9 protein-coding genes are annotated in these 20,419 nt (G+C 68.4%); 4 read left to right on the forward strand and 5 right to left on the reverse strand.

Annotated features, from left to right (window positions below; all coding sequences use genetic code 11):
* Positions 1-1,284: an aminotransferase class I/II-fold pyridoxal phosphate-dependent enzyme gene (locus AB0M14_RS33750; protein ID WP_365002801.1), complete on the forward strand. Its 1,284-nt coding sequence runs from the start codon at positions 1-3 to the stop codon at positions 1,282-1,284.
* Between the two features lie 38 nt (positions 1,285-1,322).
* Positions 1,323-4,103, forward strand: a complete 2,781-nt coding sequence (locus AB0M14_RS33755; RefSeq protein WP_365002804.1) for a LuxR family transcriptional regulator — start codon at positions 1,323-1,325, stop codon at positions 4,101-4,103.
* Here the strand turns inward: AB0M14_RS33755 and AB0M14_RS33760 are convergent.
* From AB0M14_RS33760 to AB0M14_RS33770, 3 genes are read right to left on the reverse strand one after another with little or no spacing between them, the layout of a single operon-like run.
* Positions 4,079-5,617, reverse strand: coding sequence for a PfaD family polyunsaturated fatty acid/polyketide biosynthesis protein (locus tag AB0M14_RS33760; RefSeq protein WP_365002807.1), 1,539 nt, complete (start codon positions 5,615-5,617; stop codon positions 4,079-4,081). The two genes, AB0M14_RS33755 and AB0M14_RS33760, sit on opposite strands and share 25 nt — an antisense overlap.
* Positions 5,614-13,908 carry an SDR family NAD(P)-dependent oxidoreductase gene (locus AB0M14_RS33765; protein ID WP_365002810.1) on the reverse strand — a complete coding sequence of 2,765 codons (8,295 nt, stop codon included), beginning with the start codon at positions 13,906-13,908 and terminating at the stop codon, positions 5,614-5,616. The genes AB0M14_RS33760 and AB0M14_RS33765 overlap by 4 nt, the downstream gene beginning before the upstream one ends.
* A gap of 28 nt (positions 13,909-13,936) precedes the next feature.
* Entirely contained in the window at positions 13,937-15,100 is a 1,164-nt protein-coding gene (locus AB0M14_RS33770) for a pyridoxal phosphate-dependent aminotransferase family protein (protein ID WP_365002813.1), read from the reverse strand.
* 160 nt (positions 15,101-15,260) lie between these two features.
* Here AB0M14_RS33770 and AB0M14_RS33775 point away from each other — a divergent pair, with 160 nt between their 5' ends.
* Entirely contained in the window at positions 15,261-16,055 is a 795-nt protein-coding gene (locus AB0M14_RS33775) for a phytanoyl-CoA dioxygenase family protein (RefSeq protein ID WP_365002816.1), read from the forward strand.
* An 8-nt stretch (positions 16,056-16,063) separates the two neighbouring features.
* Here the strand turns inward: AB0M14_RS33775 and AB0M14_RS33780 are convergent, their stop codons facing one another.
* A complete protein-coding gene (locus tag AB0M14_RS33780; RefSeq protein ID WP_365002819.1) occupies positions 16,064-17,314 on the reverse strand; it encodes a cation:proton antiporter in 1,251 nt (416 codons plus the stop codon).
* Positions 17,315-17,761: 447 nt separating this feature from the next.
* On the opposite strand from AB0M14_RS33780, the gene AB0M14_RS33785 reads away from it, so the two are divergent.
* Positions 17,762-18,091: a hypothetical protein gene (locus tag AB0M14_RS33785; protein WP_365002822.1), complete on the forward strand. Its 330-nt coding sequence runs from the start codon at positions 17,762-17,764 to the stop codon at positions 18,089-18,091.
* A 24-nt stretch (positions 18,092-18,115) separates the two neighbouring features.
* Here AB0M14_RS33785 and AB0M14_RS33790 read toward each other — a convergent pair whose 3' ends face one another.
* On the reverse strand, positions 18,116-20,359 hold the full coding sequence (locus AB0M14_RS33790) for an excinuclease ABC subunit UvrA (protein ID WP_365002825.1): 2,244 nt from the start codon (positions 20,357-20,359) through the stop codon (positions 18,116-18,118).
* Between the last annotated feature and the right edge of the window lie 60 nt (positions 20,360-20,419).

Here is a 20,419-nt window from a genome sequence, read left to right on the forward strand (position 1 = left end):
ATGGTTGTCGACGCGAAAAGTCTGGCCCGTGACCTGCTGTCCAGACACGCCAAACCGGCCTTGGAGCCGGTCCGTCCACCGGGCGGCCGGGGCCTGGACGACCACCCGGAAATCCGTGCGGCCCTGGCCCTGCGCGGCCGGGCGACCGCCGCGTTCGCCGATCGCGGTCTGCCGAACCCGTTCTTCCTGCCGCACACCGGCGTCAACGGTGCCACGACGGGCATGCTCGGCGGCGAGGTGGTGAACTTCTCGGGATACAACTATCTCGGGCTGGCCGGGGATCCGCGGGTCACCTCCGCCGCGAAGCAGGCGATCGACGTCTACGGCACCTCGGCATCGGCCAGTCGTGCGGTGGCGGGCGAGATTCCGCTGTACGCGGACCTGGAACGTCGCCTCGCCGGCGCCTACGGGACCGGCGACGCGGTGATCACCGCGAGCGGATACCTCACCAACGCCGGCCTGCTCCCGTTTCTGCTGGGACCGGGCGACCTGGCCGCCTGTGACGCGCTGGTACACAGCAGCATCGTCTCCGGCACCCGCTGGGCCGGGTGCCGGCGAGCCACCTTCGCGCACAACGACCCCGACGCGCTGGATCGGTTGCTGGTCCGGTCCCGCGGCAGTTTCGGGCGGGTGCTGGTCGTCGTCGAGGGCGCGTACAGCATGGACGGCGACGTGGCCCGGCTCCCGGAGTTGATCGCGGTCGCGCGCAAGCACGACTGCCTGATCATGGTGGACGAGGCGCACTCGTTCGGCGTGCTCGGCGATCAGGGATTCGGCGTGCGGGAACATTTCGGCCTCGCCGCGGACACGGTGGACCTCTGGATGGGCACGCTGTCGAAATCCTTGGCGAGCTGCGGTGGATTCCTGGCCGGCGACGCCGAGCTGATCGCGGCGATCAAGACGCTCGCCCAAGGGGTTTCGCTGTTCTCGGCGGCCCCGACGCCCGCGCAGATCGCGGCCGCGATCGCCGCCTTCGACGTGATGGTGGCCGAGCCGGACCGCCTGACCCGCCTGCACGGCAACGCCGCGACGATGGCGTCGGCCTTGCGCGCGGACGGCTGGGATACCGGGGTGAGTGCCGGAACCGCGATCATCCCGGTCATTCTCGGCGCGGAGGACCGGGCGATGGCGACCTCGGGGCGTCTGCTCGCGGCCGGTATCTACGCCGCTCCCCTGGGTTATCCGTCGGTCGCCGAAGGCGCGGCCAGGATCCGGTTGTTCATGTCGGCCGACCACACCGCCGAGCACATCGACCAGCTGGTCACCGTGCTCGGCGCCGGATAGCCCGTCCGGCCTCGGCCCGAATTCGTCTGGGGGACACCATGTTGCTGGGCAGAGCGGCCGAGGCCACGCGCTTGCTCGACCTGATCGAGCGGGCGCGGCGGGGGCGCAGCGGTGTCGTGGTGGTGTCGGGGGAACCCGGGGTGGGCAAGACCGCGCTGATCGACTTCGCCGTGCGCCAGGCCGCCGGGCTGCGTATCCGCCAGGTGCGTGCGGCCGAGGCCGAGCGCGGATTGCCCTTCGCCGGGTTGTCGGCACTGTTGCGGCCGTGGGAATCGGAGATCGACGAGCTGCCGCCGGTGCAGGCGGCGGCGCTGAAGGGTTCGCTCGCGCTGGGACCGGCGGTCGCCGGCGACCGGTTCGTCATCGCCGCGGCTACCCTGGGATTGCTGACCATGGTGGCCGAACGACAGCCGATCCTGCTCGCCCTGGACGACTTTCACTGGATGGACGAGGCCTCGGCGGAGGCGGTGCTGTTCGCGGCCCGCCGGCTCGACCGCGAGGGCATCGCGATCATTCTGAGCACCACGGCACCGATCCCGCCGTGGGAGCGCGTCGAACTGCCCGGGCTGGATGTGCGCGCCACCGCCGAGCTGGTGACCGCGCACAGCGGGCAGCCGATCGCACCCGGCGTGGCCGAACAGCTGGTGGCGGGCACCGCGGGCAATCCGCTGGCGCTGATCGAACTCGCCCGGCTACTCGATCCGGCGGTGCTGGCCGGGACGGCGCCGCCGCCGGATCCGCTGCCGGTCGGCCGGGCCACGACCGCGCTGTTCGCGCCGCGGCTGGCCGCGCTCGATCCCGGCGGGCGGGCCGCGCTGCTGCTGGCGGCGCTGACCGACACCGACGTCGACGTGATCAAGCGGGCCGCGGCCGGTCTCGGCCTGGCGGACAGTGCCGCAGCCGGTTTGGATCACGACGGCCTGGTCAGCTTCGAGGCGGGCCGAGTCGTGTTCGCCCATCCGCTGATCCGCTCGGCGGTCGTGGAACAGGCCTCCTCGGCCCAGATCCGCGCGGCGCACGGCGCGCTGGCCGCGGCGCTGGCCGATTCCGCCTGCCCGGAACGCCGCGCCTGGCATCTGGCCGAATCGGTCCTCGGCCGGGACGAGCGCATCGCCGGCGAACTGGAGCGCATGGCCGACGGCATGCGCGACAAGCGCGCCTTCCACCTCGCCTCGCACACCTACGAACGCGCCGCCGAGTTGTCCTCCGATCGGTCCCGGTATGCCCGGTGCCGGTTCCAGGCGGCCGGCGCGGCCTGGCAGGCCGGGGAGTTCGCCCGCGCTCGCGATCTGGTCGCACCAGCGGGAATCGTGGGGACGGCAGGGGCGGAGCTCGCCGAAACCAAATGTGTGCTCGGCGGCATCGAGCTGTTCCTCGGGCATACGGGCAGCGCGCGCCGGCTGCTCGCCGAATCGGCCGCGCACTATCGGCCGCTGGACCTCGAGGTGGCCATGCAGCATCAGCTCGACGCCGTGCTCGCCGCCTACGTCGGCGACGACTTCGCCGCCGCCGCCGAACTCGCCTTGGCGACCGAGAGCTGGGGTTGCCGGCACCCGGCCCTGACCGGGCTGGCCCGGCTGCTGGCCGGGGTCGGCGTGCTCGCCTGCGGTGATCCCGAGCGCGGCGCGCGGCTGCTCGCCGACGCCGTCGGCACCCCGGAGCTGCTGGGGGGCGCCGGGTTGTCCGGCCGGCACGCGATCCACGCCGCGCACGAACTGGTCCGGATCGGACTTCCGCTGGCCGCCAAGGGGATTCTCGATCCGATCGTGGAGCGCATGCGAGCCGAGACGGAACTGGGCATGCTGCCGTACGCGCTGCACGTCGCCGCGGTGGCCGAGGCGCGGACCGGGCAGTTGGACGCGGCGTACGCGGCCGCCGAGGAATCGGCGCGGCTGGGCCTGGAAACCGGAAATCCGCTGTGGCACTATCGCGGCGCGTCCGTAGTGGCATTCGTGCGGGCGCTGCGGGGTGAGGAGACCGAATGCCGCGAGGCTGCCGCCGCCGCCCGCGACCTGGGCGCAGCGATGGGGAGCACCTCGGGTCGCTATATCGCCGAAGCTCTTGCGACCCTGGAGTTCTCGCTCGGGAACGGCGACGCGGCCCTCGAACACGCCATGGCCGTCGGCGATTTTCAGCAGTGCTCCTCGGCGGTGCTGCTGAGCTTGCCGGTGGCCGTGGATATCGCCGAGGCGCAGCTCAAGGGCGTCGCTCAGTTGCCGCCGGCGCTGGCCGCCGCGCTGGACCGGACCCTGGCCACCGAGATCGCGGCCGAATTGCCCGGGCAGGCCGCGGGATTGGCCCGGCTGCGCGCGCTGGTCTGCGAAGACGCCGACGAGGCCGAGAAACTCTTCGGATACGCCGTCGACTGCTACACCGCCGCCGGCCTGGCGCTCGACGCGGCGCGAACCCTGCTCTCCTGGGGTGAATGGCTGCGCAGGCACGGCCGGCCGGCCGCCGCCCGCACCCGGTTGCGCGCTGCCTGGACCGCTTTGGCGGGGATGGGCGCCCGGCTCTGGGCCGCCCGCGCCCTGGCCGAATTGCGGGCGACAGGTGCGAAGAACCTGCCCACCGCGGCGCCGGACGCCCCGTCGCTGACTCCGCAGGAGTTGCAGGTCGCCTTGACCGTGGCGAACGGGGCGACCAATCGGGAGACCGCCGGGGCGCTGTTCCTGAGTACCAAGACCGTGGAGATGCACCTCACCCAGGTGTATCGCAAGCTCGGCGTGCGCTCCCGCACCGAGTTGGCCCGCAGGTTCGCCGAACGTGGTCCCGCGCACCACATTCGGCGAACCGCTCAGGACAGCGGCGTCGGCCGGTAGTCGGCGTATTCGGACGGGAACCGGGGCCCGGCGCATTCGATCTGATGAATGCGGGTGCTGATCGCGGCGCCGCGCAGGAGGTGATGCGCCACGTCGGTGACGCTCCGATTCTCCGGCGCCGCGAGGTAGGTTCCGCGCACCCACTCGTTGAAGGCCCCCAGCGCGGGCCCGGCCCACACCTGGTAGTCGGCGCGCCGGTCGGGGTCGCCCGCGATCGCCCACCGGGACGACAGTCCCAGATACCACCGGAACATCAGCGCCATCCGGCGCTTCGGATCGTCGACGGCCCGCTGGATCTGCGCGGGGTCACGAGTGCCGAAGAAGGCGACGACCTCGTCCCAGACCTCGCCGACCGGGCGACGGAACACCTTGCGCTCCAGCCAGATCCGGTCCGCGTCGGGCAGATCGTCGATGCCCGGGCAGGTTTCGTAGAGCTGCCGCAGTTTGCGGGCGCGCTGGGGAAACATGGTGCCGCTCTTCAACACCTGCACCTGCGCGCCGAGCTCGAACAGGTAGCCCGAGGGCGCCATGTCGAAATCGCTGATACCGGCGGCGGCGAGCATCCGGCGAGTCACCGCGGCGGTTCCCGCTTCCACACAGGCCTGGTTGACCGACCCGGTCACCACATAGTCCGCGCCGAGCGCGAAGGCCGCCGCGACCGCCTGCGGGGTACCGATGCCGCCGGCCGCGCCCAGCCGGACCGAGGGGAGCTCGGGCCGCTGCCGGCGCACGTCGTCCCGCAGCCGGCGCAGCACCGGCAGCAGCGCCGACAACGGCCGGCGGTCGGTGTGACCGGCGGAGTCCGACTCGACGGTGATGTCGTCGGCCATCGGCATCGCCCGCGACAGGTCCGCCTGCTCGGCGGTCACCTGTCCGCGTGCGACCAGCTCGGCCACCATCGGCTCGGGGGCGGGTAGCAGGAACTGCCGGCAAACCTCGGGCCGGGACACCTTCGCGATCACCCGGTTCGCCGCGTGCGCCCGGCCGCCAGGACTCCGGCGTAGACCGTTGAGGCGGTAGCGCACCAGTTCCGGGGTCAGCTCGAGGTAGGCCGAGGCCTCGACGCAACGCACCCCGTAGCGCAGGCACAGGTCGACGACCGCGCGTTCCAGCGCCGGTTCGTGGGGTGTGTTGAGCAGGTTGACGGCATACGGCGTACCGGGGATCTCGGCCGCCAGCCGTTGCACCGCGGCCTCCACCCGATCCGGCGCGAGACCACCGGCGCCGAATGCCCCGAGGAATCCGGCCCGGGCAGCGGCGACGACCAGCTCCACCGAGGAGATGCCGTTCGCCATGCCGCCGGCCATGTAGGCCGTCCGGACGCCGTGGGCTCGGCGGAAATCGTGCGAGCCCAGGTTCTCCGGCGACAGCGGCCCGGCCGAGGCCAGGACGTGCTGCCCCGGCTCGGGGGCGGCGGTCACGCCGATGCCGCCGGTGTCCCGCACGACATGGACGGGGTGCTCCAGATCGGTCAATAGCCGTTGCACGTCATCGATTTCGATGCTCCGGGTCATGTGCTTTCCTCCCCCACTGCGATATCGGTGAATTCGTAGATGCGCAGGTCGTTGTTCCACAGGTTCGCGTCGGCGATGAGCACGGTGCGTCCCTGCTCGCGCCGGATCTCCTTGACGTGGAAGTCGAAGACGAGTTCGCGGTCGGACGGCAGAATCTGGCCCCGGTAGCGCCAGGTGAACGGGACGTCGACCGGCAGGACGAACTCCGAAGACCCGGGGTCGGCAGGTTCGGTGTGCCGCAAGAAGAGACGCAGCGCTTGCAGAACCGTCTCGACGCCGAGCGAGCCCGGCATGACGGGATCGCCGTGGAAGTGCAGCGGGAAGAACCAGTCACCGGCGTCGATGCGCCGCCGCCCGCGCAGATAGCCCAGCCCGTATCGGCCGCCGTCCCGGACGATCTCGACGTCGTCGATCAGGTCGAATCGGCCCGCGCCGCCGACCGTGATCCGTTCGGCGGTCGCGGCGGCGGTCGTCAACCAGGGCAACACCTTTCGGCCGCCGTCCAAACCGGATTGCTTCGCCAGCGCCTGATCGTTGAAGTACCCGAACAGGGATTCCCCCTCGTAGAACACCGCCCCGTCGGCGGAGAGCCGATAGCGGAAGGACTGGAGAATCGCGCCCGCGGTCCGATGCGTCGACAGCAGCTCGGACTCCTGGCGGATGGTGCGGCCCCGCAGATCGGGCCGGCCGAGCAGGACGGCCCGGCCGTCGAGATTGCGGATCACCAGGTCCTCCTCCGGGGTGAGCAGGCTCGCGCCGAGGTAATAGCCGGTGAGCACCGCGGACTGGAGCGAGGTCTCCATCAGGACGCAATAGGGCATTCCCGGGTTGCCGGTGTAGTACCAGGCGTCCGGCGGCGAGTCGTACTCGGTGATCATCCGCGTCCCGCTCGACTGGCCGTGCGCGCCGGTGAACTCCACCAGGCGGTGCAGAAAACAGAAGTCCCCGTTCGGAATTCGCGGCGCCCGGCGGCCCTGGTAGACGTCGAACTCCGTCCCCATCGCCAGACCCAGGTCGCCCTGCGCCAGATGGGCCATGTGCAGTTCGCCGGCCACGGTCGGTTCGCCGAGGTGGCTGCGCCGCCCCAGAAATCGGCTCGGCCGGCCGTCGCGTTCGATCCGATACGGAGTTCCCGGCTTCTCGCGCACCTGGATGCCGAGGTCGCGCAGGCTCAGGATCGGCATGTCGCCGTCGTAGACGGTGATGTCGGCGATGACGGTGGGTCTGGGCAGCATGGTGATCGAGGTGATCTCGGCGACGTAGCGGAGTTCGCGGTCCGCCGGGGTGACTTGGCCGCGCAGCCGGCAGTGGATGCGGTGTTCGAGCGCCGGCTGGAACTCGGCGTCCGGGAACACCAGATGGAGCCCCAGGTACATGGCGTAGATCTGGATCAGTTGTGCGGCGCCTTCCATCATCATGGTGCCCGGCAGCACCGGGTCGCCGGGGAAGTGGCAGGCGAAGTACCACGCGTCGGGCGTAACCCGTTGCGTCGCAACAAGTCGCCCGAGTCCGGCGGGACCACCGGTCCGGTCGATCTCGTGCACCTGGTCCAGCGCGAGGAGATCGCCGCCGGGCAAACGGATCGACGGGTTGTGGCCGTCGGAGGCGTAAGCCGCCCCGAATACCGTGGCGTCGCCCGCGGTGAGACGTTCGATATCGTTGGGCGACAGGCTGGTTCGCTCGGACCGCGCCAGCGGTGTGAAGGCGGATCCGGTGCTCGGCTCGGGCCGCTCGGCGTCGAGGACGCCCATCGGCTCGGCCAGTTCCGCATCGGTGAACAAGCCCGCACAGCCGTCACGCATCTGGAGAAACAGGGTGTCGCCGCGATAGCCGTCGCACTGGAAGAAGATCAGCGGCAGCGCGCCCTGCCAGACGAACCGGGTGATCTCGACGTGGTAGCGCAACGTCTCACCGGTCCGGGGCAACCCTTCGAAGAAGGTGGCGCTGCCACCCAGCAGCCGGAACCGTCGCTCACCGCCGGTGCGCTCCTCGATCCCCTGGTAGCCGAGCAGGACAAGTGTCGCCTGCGCGATCTCCAGGGTGGGGCCGAAGGACGCCCTGCCGTCCACCGCGAACCAGGCGTCCGCGGGGACGTCGTATTCGACGGTGATGCTTGCTGGTTCGAGTTTCCCGGCCTCGGCGCGCAGTTCGGTGACCCGGGAGATCATCAGGTAGGGCGGGGCGGGGAGGCGCAGCCGGCGGTCCGCGAGTATTCCGGCCGGGCGGGTAACGAGCTCGATTTCCCGGAATACCAGCAGGACGTTGCCGTCGGTATCTCTTGCGATCGCCGAGCACCGCGCGCCGCTTTCTGTGCGCCGGGTGTCCTCGAGCGATACGACGAAAGGGGCGTCGTCGGGCAATGACCGGTGAATCTCGATTTCGCCGATCCTGCTCGGCAAGGTGGCGATGCCCAGGCTGCGATGGGCCCACACCAGGGGAACCTGCAACAGCAGGTCAGCCAGTACGGGACTGTACGTCGATGTGGACCAGCCAGGGATGTTGACATCCTTTAGGGCACAGACGAATACGGTGTCGGTGAGCTGACGGCGGATGCCGCGCAGACCTGGGCCGTGGAACAGTTCACCCGCTGCGTACGGATCGATCGGCTGCCCGCTGTCCCATGGCGGCATGCTGGTGCCGCACGGTTCCGGTGCGGGCTGCTCCCCGATCACAGCCTGATACCGAGGCCGGCCCTGCTCGTCGAGCACGCGCACCTGATCCCCCGAAATCGCCACGGAGAGGGCGGCCGGCTGGTCGCGATCGAACACAACGCCTTTGCACACTGTGAATTCCGTCAGCCGAGCCACTGGCCGCCCCGGCCGGACCTGGCCGACGATATCGAGAATCGCGCCCAGCGCCGCCGAAGCGGGCAGCACCGGCTTCCCGTTCACACAATGATCGGCGAGGATCGGGTCGCGCGCGATCGCGGAAAGATCGCGAACCACCGTTACATCCTTGCCGGACAGACGCTTTGGTCGCGATCCCGACAGCGGAGTGGACGGACCGATCACGCACACGGTGTCGTGACCCCGCTCCCGAGCGAATTGCTCAGCGCACATCCTCGCCCCGACGCCAACCGGAATCAGCGGCACACCACGCGTCTCGAACATCTTGGCCAACTCCGGGGTGACCATGCCTCCGTTCCACGCACCCCAGTTGATCGCCGTAACTCTCGAATCAGGCCGCGCCCGCTTCAACGCAACCGCGACACCGTTCAGCGCCTCATTGGCCACCGCATAGTCGACCTGCCCCTTGTTCCCGAAAAACCCAGCCACAGAAGAGAACAACAAAATGTGCCGCACCCGCTCCTGATCAGTCGCCGCCAGCACCCAATACAGACCGAGCAATTTGGCCCCGAGCACCCGGTCGACATCCCTCGCACGCTTATTGACGATCAACTGATCAGCAAGAACCCCGGCACCGTGCACAATCCCGGTAATCCGCCCCCGATAAGGCCCGAGCACCCCCGCAACCGCTGCCCCATCAGTGACATCAACCCTCAGATAACGAGCCTCAACCCCGATCCGCCCCAACTCCGCCAACGTCCCCGAAATCTCCTCCACCCCAACACTTTCCGACCGCCCCAGCAGCAACACCCCACACCGCCACCGCCGCGCAACCGCAACCGCACACGCCGCGGTCACCCCCCGCCCACCCCCAGTGATCACCAGCAGATCGCCCGCCCCGAACTCCGCGACCTGTGGATCGGCAGCATCACACTCCGCGACCCGCAAGTGAGCCGAGGCGAGCTCCGCGCGGTGCGGATCGGCGGTCCCGTGCGCTGCGGCCGGTGGACTCAGCGGTGGTTCGTCGCTCAGGACATCCGTGTAGCGCGCGCCGGTGCGGTTGTAGCGGACGACGGCGAGATCAGTTCGCGCATCGTGTATTTCGGTTACGGTCAGCTCTGCCGCTGTCGCGGGGTCCATGCCGTGACCGAGTTCGATCGCGCGGCAGAACAGCGCCGGCGCTTCGATCGCCAGGGTCTTCACCAGGCCGCACACACCGCTCAGCGCGGCGGAGGCGAGGTCGGTTCCGGCGGCACTGGTGAGCGTGATGAACGCGGACCTGCCGGTGCGGGCCGCCGATTGCAATGCGCGCTGGGTGCGGGCGGCCAGCAGCACCGCTTCGCGCAGTTGCCTTGCGGCCCCGTGGAAGTCGGCCGGATGACCCGGCACGTACAGGACGAGATCCAGTGTCTCGGGTATCTCCTCGTCCCGGTGGACGGTCCAGCCGTGTGCGGTCAGTACCGCGTCCATCCGCTCGAGCAGGTCCGAACCTTCCCCCGCCAGCAATGCCACCGGCTGCTGGCGGAAGGGCTGGTCCAGACGATCCACCGCGGGAAGCGGGCTCGGTCGCACGTGCCGACGCGCGATACCGAGTCCGCTCTCACCTTTTGGGTGGACATCAGCCTCCTGACCGCCGACTACGAAGTCCACGATGTTGTCCAGGACACGCAGCTCCGCCAGCTCGTCGGCATCCGCGACCGCGGCGGCCGGGAACCGTTCCCGCAACGCCCCCATGATCTCGACCCGCTTGATCGAATCGATCCCGAGATCGGCCTCGATCTCCATATCGCCCTCGAGCGTATCCACCGGGTAACCGGTCTTCGCAGAGACGATTTCAAGCAACTGCCCACGCACAACCGTGGCGTCCATCGCTCCCGAACCAGCCACCGAACCGCCCGATGTCAAGCGCGGTTCCATCCCCGACCCGCGCGGTGGGGGCGACACGCCAAACTCGGCCGTGCCAACCGGCTGAGCAGCATCCGCCGCCGGAGCGACCGCCACTGCGGCGCCTGCCGCGGGAACCATTGCATCCGGAGCGTTCCCACCTGAAGCTACGCCTGCTGATGCAACCACCACTGGACCCCCGACCGCTGAAACAGCCCCTCCCGGCGCGAACACGCCTGGAGCAACAGCCGCCGGAGCAACCCCAGTCGGTGCGAACGGCACCGACCCCTCTGCCACTGGAACCACCCCTGCTGGCGCGAACAAGCCTGGATGCGCCGCCGGAGCAACCTCAGCCGGAGCGACCGCAACCCCTGCCGCGGGATCCACCTTTGCCGGAGTGATCGCGTTGGGAACGACAGTTGGCGACGCTATCGCCGCTGGAGTCACTATTGCCGGAGGCATCATTTCTGGGGCCGTCCTCGGCAGGTAGACCTCGTTCCGGAGGGGCGGCGTCACCATCGCCGGTCCTTCCGATTCGACCGGTGGCAACATGACGCCCGCTTCGAGATGAACCATGCTGCGCACCACCTCGCCGGCCTGGGTGTGGCTGCGTCCGATTGTGCGGCTGTGGTCGGCGATCGCGTTGATGCCGGCGATTACCGAGTCGCGCATGCCGTTTCGGCTTTCGTCGCGCAGGATCGCGACGATCTGCTCGGCCACCCGCGACTGGCTGGCCAGGTACTCGCGGTGGGAGGCCAGGTGTTCGACGGCTATCCGGCGCGCCGAGCTCGCGTCGATCGGCGGTGCCGCGTCAGCGGCGGTGTAGCCGTCGGTCAGTGCTTCTTGGTACGCCCGCTCGCGGTGCGGCGGAACGTGATTGACTCCGGTCAACGTGATCACCATTCCTTTCTTGGTTTTCTGAATGCCCGAATCCGGCTGGGCGGGAGGGAATCCCGTCAGCGGCAGGCCGAGCACGGCCAGCCGGGCGGCGAGCCGTTTGAGGGCGAGATCGCTGTCCTGTCCGGGACCCGGGTCCGCGGCGAGCACGACGACATCGGCGTGGTCGGCGAAGGTCTGGCCGGCCAGACCCGTCAGGACGGATTTGGGCCCGAACTCCACGAAGGTTCGGAAACCCTCGTCATACATTTGCGCCAGTCGCGGTGCGAAGGCCACCGGATGTCGCAATTGCTCGGTGAGCACTCGCCGATTGCGCACCGGGTCCGCGCCGTACTCCGCACCCTCGGTGTCGGCGTAGACCGGGAACCCGAGCTCGCGGATCTCCGTGCCCGCCACAGCCGCCGCGAACTCTTCGGCGGCGTGCTCGACGTACCGGGTGTGGAACGCGGCGGCAACCGGCAATGGTTTGGCGCCAACACCTTTCGCGGCACACCGTGCGATGAACTCGCCCACCGCCGCGCTGCCGCCGCCGACCACCACTTGGTTCGGGGCATTCAGATTGCAGAGGTAGACATCCGTGGCGTCCGCGAGCAGTTCCTCGACCCGTCCCCGATCCGCGTGCACGACCGCCATCGCACCCGGGTCGGACAGTGCTACCGGCCGCCGCGCCATGGCTTCACCCCGCGCCCGGGCCAACCGGAACAGCGCACCGTCATCGAGCCCGCCCGCCGCCCACAGCGCACTCAGTTCGCCGAAACTGTGCCCGAGCGCACCGTCGGGAACGAATCCGAGATCGGCGAGATAGCGGAACTGTCCCGCCGAGATCGCCGCGATGGCCGGTTGCGCGAAGTCCGTGCGGCGCAAGGCATCCGCCTGCGCGGCCCGCGTTTCCTCGTCGAACGCCGAGGGCGGGAACACCACCGGCCCGAGCGGTTCGGCGCCGGCGAACTCGGCCGCGGCGCGGTCGAACGCCGCCTGAACCTGCGGCACGGCCAGCGCGGCGGCCCGGCCCATCCCGGCGTACTGGCTACCCTGACCCGCGAACAGCGCCGCGACCCGTCCGTTCGATCGCGCGCGGCGACGGTAGTACACCCCCGACGGCAGGTCGAACGCCTCGCCCACGGCTTCGGCAGACAGTTTCGCTATCGCCTCGCCCCGCAGCTTCGCCAGTTCACCCGGCCCCCGGGCCACGATCGCCAGCCGCGCGTGCTCCGCGGGGACAGGACCCTCATGCGGAGGACCGTCGAGCGCGGACACCAGTTCTGCCACGTCGCGCGCGTGCCACAGAGAGATCTGAGCCGTCGCATGTCCCGGCCCCGCCGCCGCGCCGTATTCCTCCAGCACGCAATGAAAGTTGGTGCCGCCGAACCCGAACGAGGAGACCCCCGCCCGGCGCACCGGCCGCTGCGGCTGAGCGATCCACGGACTGCTCTCGGTGTTGACATAGAACGGCCCATCCTCGAAGTGCAGTGCCGCCCTGGGCTTTTCCACGTTGATCGTCGGCGGCAGCACCTTGTGATGCAGGCTCAGCGCAAGCTTGATCAAACCGGCCGCACCCGCCGCCGCCTTGGTATGCCCGATCTGGGACTTCACGCTGCCGATCGCGACACTGCGCCGACCGGCGTCCGCGTAGACCGAACGCAGCGCGGTCACCTCGGTCAGGTCCCCGACCGGTGTCCCGGTGCCGTGCGCCTCCAGCAGACCGACCTCGCCCGGACCGAACCCGGCATCCGCGTAGGCCCGCCCCAACGCGACCATCTGTCCTTCCCCACGGGGTGCGTAAATGCTTTTGTGCCGGCCGTCGCTGGAGGAACCGATACCGCGCAGCACGGCATAGATCCGGTCCCCATCGCGTTCGGCATCGGCGAGCCGCTTGAGCGCGAGCATCCCGATCCCCTCACCGATCAGGGTGCCGTCGCCGCCCTCGTCGAACGGCCGGACCCGGCCGCGCTTGGAGAACGCGGGCGTCTTGGAGAAGCACAGGTACATGAGGATCGTGTTGTCGGCGTCGCAGCCACCGGTGATCATCAAATCCGCTCGGCCCGACTGCAGTTCGTCGACCGCCATCCGGACCGCCGCCAGCGAGCTGGCGCAGGCGGCGTCCACCGTGCAGTTGGTGCCGCCGAGATCGAACCGGTTGGCGATGCGCCCGGCGACCACATTGCCGAGCAGCCCGGGGAACGAGTTCTCCTGCCAGGGCGCGAACGCTGCCGCGAACTTCGCGGCGACCGCCTCGGCGTCCTGCCGGGACAGCCCGCACGCGCGGACCGCCTGCTCGACAACCGGAGTCTGGAGACGCGTCGCCAGCGGATAGATGAGCGAATTCGCTCCCGTGACACCGAGAATCACTCCGATGCGCGACCCGTCGAATCGATCGGAGTCCAGACAGCCGGCATCGGCCAGCGTCTGCTTGGCCACCAGCAGGCTGAGCAGTTGCAGCACCCCGGTGACCTCGAGTGTGTTCGGCGGCAGACCGAACTCCAGCGGATCGAACTCGACCGGCGGAATGAATCCGCCACGCTTGCTGTAGGTCTTGTCCGGCGCCGCCGGATCCGGGTCGTAATGATCGGCCACCGACCAGTGCGTGTCCGGGATATCGGTCACCGAGTCCACCCCGGCGACGATGTTGTTCCAGAATTCGTGGACAGTGCGCGCCCCCGGGTACAGCGCCCCCAGCCCGACGATCGCGATGGCCGTCTTTCCAGATTCCGGTGTCGACCGCATCTGTCTCTCCCCTCGTGCGATGAGTTGTTCAGCGGAACAGGTTGTGCGCGGCCGCGACCTCGCGGAGCGCGTCGAGCGCGAAGTCGACGTCCGCGGGCTGCATCGCCGCCGTCAACGTGGCCCGGAATCGGCAGCTGCCTTTCGGGACGCCCGGGAACATGGCGGTGAAGACGTAGACACCGCGGTCGAGCAGGTCCTTGGCCATGCGCAGTGCGGTCATCTCGTCACCGATATGAATGGGCACGATCGGCGTCACGCTGTTCATGACGTCGAATCCGAGGCGGACCAGTCCGGCTTTGAACCGATTCGTGTTGTCCCACAGCTTTTCCAGCCGCCAGGGTTCGCGCTGCACCAGATCCAGCGCCGTCAGCACCCCCGCGATCGTGACCGCGGGCAGGCTGGTGTTGAAGGTGTAGGTGCGCGCCGCGTGCCGGATGTAGTCGATGACATCGGCGTCCCCCGCGACGAACGCGCCGACCCCGGCCAGCGATTTGCTGAACGTCCCCATGACCAGGTCCGGGCGAACGCCGAAATGTTCGCACGCACCCCGGCCGGCGGCGCCCATCACACCGATGCCGTGCGCCTCGTCCACCATCAGCACGGCGTCGTGATCCCCGGCCAGCTTGCTGATCTCCGCGAGCGGGGCGAGGTCGCCGTCCATCGAGTAGACGCCGTCGACCACGATGAAGCGCTTGGCCGCGTCGTGATTGCGCTCGAGAATGCCGGCCAGCTTGCTCGTCGAGTTGTGTGGGAAGAGCTTGACGCGGCCGCCGGACAACCTGCACGCGTCCACGATGCTCATGTGATTGAACTGGTCGGTAATGACCGCCGTTTCGGAGTCGCACATCGCCGAGATCGTGCCGAGGTTGGCCATATAGCCCGAACTGAACGCCACCGCGGCCTCGGTGCCCATCCAGGCCGCCAGCCGCTGTTCCAATTCGAGATGCAGCACCGTCGTCCCGTTGATCAGCCGGGAACCGCAACTGCCCGAACCGAATCGGTCCATCGCGGCCTTCATCGCCTCGGTGATCTCCGGATGCCCCGCCAACCCCAGATAGTTGCTGGTGCTCAACATCAGCACGTCGTCCTGCCCGAGCCGGGCGCGCACGCCCTGCCCGCCGGAGAAGGCCGGCTCGAACGGATAAACCCCACCGTCCCTGATCTGCCGCACCAGCTCCAACATCGGTGACATCGTCTTCTGATATGCCTGCGAAATCATGGCTCCAAGGTTGCCGCCCCCGCGGTAGCGGTCGCTACGGGAGAAACCCTGGGTCTGGGGATTTCAGGGCCCTGACCTGGGCCGGGTCGTCCTTAGGAATCCAGCGGTCCTAATCGGCGGCTAGCGTGGATTCATGACCGATCTGATGAATACCACTACACCGCAGACACTTTCGGCCGAGACGATCGACCGGTACCGGCAGCAGGGCTTCGTGCACATCCCAGGGGTGCTCAGTCAGAACGAGATCGCCGAGTTCCTCGCGGACGCGCAGGATCAACTGCATCGGCACGAGAAGATCTCCTGGGACGAGGAGGGCAACGGCAACGTGATGGACTGGGTGGCCGAACCCGAGGCCAAGAGCGCCGCGATGCGCAGGCTCGCGCTGCACCCCACCATCACGGGGATCGCGGAGAAGCTGGCGGGCCGGCAGCTGCGCCTGTTCAAGAGCGAACTACTGCGCAAGCGCAGCACCGGCGGGACGAAGACCCCACTGCACATCGATGCTCCAGCCTTCCCGATCGGTGGCGACGCGGTGACGTTGACCGCCTGGGTCGCGCTGGTGGATGTGCCGGTCGAACGGGGCTGCATGACCTTCGTACCGGGTTCTCAGGACTGGCCGCACGGAATGGAGCTGTCGTTCGATCCCTTCGAATCCCGCCCCGAGCTGAAGTGGTGGCCACGTGTCACCGTTCCCCTGCGCGCGGGCGACTGCACCTTCCACGACGCCCGGCTCATCCACATGGCGGGCGCCAACGAAACCGACACCGCGCGTATCAGTTTGGCGACGGTGTACATGGACGCCGCCGCGACCTACCACCCGGACCCGAGCCAGCCTTATCAGGACGAAGTCAGCGGTGTCGAGCCCGGTCGGCCATTCGCGACCGACCGCTACCCCCGGGTCGGCGAGATCACCGGGCCGCAGCGCTGACCTGCCGTTCAGCCCCGCTGCATGTCCTGCGGCTGCTCGTCGCGCTTGTCGAGTGAGACAACGATGTCGGCAACCGGTTCCGCGCCCGCGCGGCCCCGTCGTTCCGTCCAGTGCAGGATCGGCTCGACCACCCGCGCGCCGATCGGTCCCACCACGGCCATGATCAGCACGTAGGTCGTTGCCATGGCAGCGAACTCGGCCGGGACCGCGCCCGCGGTCACGGCCAGACCCGCGATGACGATGGAGAACTCGCCGCGCGCGATCAACGCGGTGCCGGCCCGGGCGCGACCGAACTTCGAAGCGCCGGCGCGCTTCGCCGCCCACCAGCCGGTCGCCAGCTTCGTCGCGGTAGTCACCACCGCCAGCACGATGGCCCAGCCCAGCACGGGCGGAATGCTGCGCGGATCGGTACTGAGCCCGAACAGCACGAAGAACATGGCGGCGAACAGATCACGCAGGGGTTCGAGAATCTTGGTCGCGGAATGCGCGGTCGAACCGGAGATCGCGATGCCGAGCAGGAACGCGCCGACCGCCGCCGACACCTGCAGCGACGAGGCGATGCCGGCCACCAGCAGCGCCGAGCCGAGCAGCTTGAGCAGGAAGATCTCCCGATCCTCGCTGTCGACGATCATCGACACGAACCTGCCGTAGCGCAACGCGATCACGAGCACCACGGTGACTGCGGTCAGGGCGATACCCAACGTCTGCAACCCGGCCACGAACCCGACGCCGGCCAGCACCGCGGTGAGCACCGGAAGATACCCGGCCATCACCAGATCCTCGAACACGAGAATCGACAAGATGGTCGGCGTCTCGCGGTTGCCCAGCCGCCCGAGGTCGCCGAGGACCTTCGCGATGATGCCCGAGGACGAGATATAGGTGACGCCCGCCATCGCCACCGCGCCGGTAACGCCCCACCCCAGCATCAGCGCCACAATGACACCCGGCGTGGCGTTCAGCACGATGTCGAGCACACCGGCCGCCCACGAATTCCGCAGCCCGGTAACGAGTTCCTTTGCCGTGTACTCCAACCCGAGCAGCAACAACAGCAGCACGACACCGATTTCACTGGCCAGGTGAATGAAATCATCGACATGATCCAGCTCGACCAACCCACCGGAGCCGAAAACCAAACCGCCGATCAGATACAGCGGAATCGGTGACATACCGATCCTCGCGGCCAACCGCCCCAGCAAACCCAAACCAAAAAAGACCGCGCCCAGCTGTATCAGCGCAAGCGCGGTTTCGTGTGCCACCATCTACTTTCAGCCATCCGTCATAATCTCGGCGGCAGCCGCAAGACCGTCCGCTGTACCTTCTCCGTCGCGTCCAGATTCCAGGTAGAGAGGTACAGCATTGTCGTGTACGCGTGATGCGTGAATGCCATGGGCAGCTCCTTTCGGTTCGATTCGCCATGAAACGGACTCGCGGAGTCAGTTGCCAGCAAGTTCCCGGCTCACCTTGCGAAGGTAATGATTCCGTAAAGAACCCGATATTGCAAACCCATCTACCAGCAGACATGGCCTCTTGCGCAGCCAGATATGTTGTCTCCCAAGGCTTTACATCCTCCTGCCAGACCGTGCCGACTCCCCACGGCTGAGAGCAACGTGCCGCTGTACATCGGTACATTCATAAGCGGTACATCATTCCGTGCGCGACGTTGGAACGAGACAGATCGATGCACGGCACCTCCGAAGGAGAAGATCATGTCTGAGGTTCACGACGTCCGTCCCGGCTTGCGACGAGTCGCAGCGGTCTCGATCACGTGCGCGCTGGCACTGCTACCGGCCCTGGGCGTTCCGGCCCTCGCCCATGCCGATCACGATAACGACGGGCGGGTCGGGGGCGAAACGTCCGAGCGGCGCGGCGGTCACCAGGACCGGCCGGGGTACCACACCCACCTGGGCAAGAACGGCTACGAGATGCACTGGCAGGAAGGGCGCTGGCCGAATACGCGCAGCAAGCAGAGCTTCACGGAGCACGACGGCCACGAAAGCAGTTGGTATATCTGCAAACGCCACGCCGCCTGGTGCTGATCGAGCGCCGGGGACAGCCGGTGCTCAATGCTGTAGTGCGCGGCCGGTTTTCGAATCAGGGAAGGCGGCGAGCTCGTCGGGAGTGCCTTCGAAGACGAGCCGACCGCCGTGGCGTCCGGGACCGGGGCCGAGGTCGATGATGTGGTCGGCGCGGCGGATGACATCGAGATTGTGCTCGATGACGACGAGGGTGTTGCCCTTGTCGACGAGCGTGCCGAGCACGTCGAGGAGGGTGTCGATGTCGGAGAGGTGCAGGCCGGTGGTGGGTTCGTCGAGGATGTAGAGGGTGCTGCCGTTTCGCCGGGTCAGCTCCTTCGCGATTTTGAGGCGCTGGCATTCGCCACCGGAGAGGGTGGTCAGCGACTGGCCGAGCCGCAGATAACCCAGGCCGACTTCCTCCAGGTGCCGCAGTGGCCGTGTGATGGCCGAGTCCTCCAGTCGCGCAGCGGCTTCGGCGATCGTCAGGTCGTCGATGTCGGCGATGGTCAGGCCGTCGACGGTGTACTCGAGCACCTCGGCGGTGAAACGCCGGCCGCCGCAGGTTTCGCACACGCTCTCCTGGCCGTCCATGAAGGCCAGGTCGGTGTAGATGACGCCCAGCCCGCCGCAGGCCGGGCAGGCGCCGGCCGAATTCGCGCTGAAGAGGGTGGGACGCACCCCGTTTCGGGCGGCGAACAGTCGGCGGACGGCGGGCGCGATGCCCGCGTAGGTGATCGGAGTCGAGCGCCGATTCGTGGTGACCGGACGTTGGTCGACGATGGTGGCGGGATACCGATCCGCCAATTCCGCGACCAGGCTGGACTTCCCGGATCCGGCGACGCCGGTGAGCACGGTCAGCACACCCGTCGGCACGTCCACGGTGAGCCCGCGCAGATTGTTGCGAGTGGCGTTGTCGATCCGCAGTTTGCCGGTGGGCGTGCGAGGTGCGCGCGGCGTACGCGGTGCGCGCAGCGCGCGGCCGGTCCGCGTCTCGGCGGTCAGCAGCGCGTCGAAGGGGCCCTCGAACACCACCTCGCCGCCGGCCGTACCCGCCCCCGGCCCGACTTCCACGATCCGGTCGGCGATCCGCAGGACATCGGGATCATGTTCGACGACCAGCACGCTGTTTCCCTTGTCCCGCAATTGTTTCAACAGGTCGGTCAGCGAGCGCACATCGTGTGGATGCAGGCCCATGGTCGGTTCATCGAAGACGTACAGCATTTCGACGAGGCTGCTGCCGAGGTGCCGCACCGTTTTGATGCGCTGCGATTCACCACCGGACAAGGTCCCGGTGGGCCGGGCCAGCGACAGGTAGCCGAGACCGATGGCGGTCAGCGCGGCGAGCCGCTCCCGCAGGGCCGCCACCACCGGTGCGACACTCGGATCCGTCACGCCCGCAATGAGTTCGGCGAGTTCGGCGATCTCCATGCCGCTCATCTCGACAATGGTGTGGTCCAGTACCCGGGCCGAGCGGGCGGCGGCGTGCAGCCGGTCGCCGTGGCAGTCCGGGCAGGTCCGGGAATGCGTGAACTGCCGCAGCACTGCCTGTTTCCGGTCGGAGAGGGAGTCCGAGGTGTGCAGGTAGATCCGTTCGAATCGCTCGATCACGCCCTCGTAGTCCTGGGGTGGCCGCGTGCCCAGCTCCGCCGCGGCGTCCCCGCCGTACAGCAGCGCCTGCCGCTCCCGCTCGGTCCACTCGCGCAGCGGCGTGGTCGCGTCGAAGGATCCGATGTCGGCATACTGCCGATACCAGTATTGGCCGCTGCCGAAACCGGGCAGCCGCACCGCGCCCTGCTCCAGCGATTTGCCCAGATCCAGCACCCGCTCGACGGCCGTGGTCATGGTCTGCCCCAAACCGGAGCAGGTCGGGCACATTCCGGCCGGATCGTTGAAGGAGAAGTAGTTCGACTCCCCCACATGCGGTGTGCTGATCCGCGAGTACAGCAGGCGCAGGTAGCTGTACACATCGGTAATGGTGCCGACCGTGGAGCGGGCGTTGCTGCCGAGCCGCCGCTGGTCGATGACCACGACCGGGGACAGCCCTTCGATGTGGTCCACCTCGGGGCGAGTCCAGCGTGGCAGCCGATTGCGGACGAACGGCGGATAGTTCTCGTTCACCTGGTACCCCGCCTCCGCCGCGATGGTGTCGAAAACCAGCGACGACTTCCCCGATCCGGAGACACCGGCGAAGACCACCAGGCTGTTGCGCGGCACGTCGAGATCGATGCGGCGCAGATTGTTGGTGCGGGCGCCGCGGATGCGGATGGTGCGCTGCTCGGAAGCGGTCATGCACTCGACGCTACCGATAGATGTGGCCGGTTCCTGGCCGCAATTCGAGGCATGATGGAG

The sequence above is a fragment of the Nocardia sp. NPDC051832 genome, assembly GCF_040681285.1.
Classification (GTDB): domain Bacteria; phylum Actinomycetota; class Actinomycetes; order Mycobacteriales; family Mycobacteriaceae; genus Nocardia.